This window comes from Streptomyces sp. URMC 126, assembly GCF_051386555.1.
Lineage (GTDB): Bacteria > Actinomycetota > Actinomycetes > Streptomycetales > Streptomycetaceae > Streptomyces.
In genome coordinates, this window is record NZ_JBPQTX010001268.1 from 1 (window position 1) to 241 (window position 241).

Below are 241 nucleotides of genomic sequence, written 5' to 3' on the forward strand. Positions count from 1 at the left end.
CTCCCGGCGGGTCGGTGGGCGGGTCGGTGGGCTCGGGGCCCGGGCCGCCGCCGGTGGTCTTCAGCGTCAGGCCGTACACGGAGAGGATCTCGTTGACCGGCTGGTGGTAGGTGGTGCCGCCGGTGCGGCAGTTGCCGGAGCCGCCGGAGGTGACGCCCTGGGCCTGGTTGCCGGAGATGTAGGAGCCGCCGGAGTCGCCGGGCTCGGCGCACACGGAGGTCCGGGTCACGCCGGTGATGGT

At 74.7% G+C, this 241-nt stretch carries 1 protein-coding gene; it reads right to left on the bottom strand.

From position 1 onward, the window contains the following. Positions 1-241 (bottom strand): trypsin-like serine protease (locus ACSNOK_RS35920; RefSeq protein ID WP_436784848.1); only part of this gene is annotated, 241 nt, incomplete at both ends.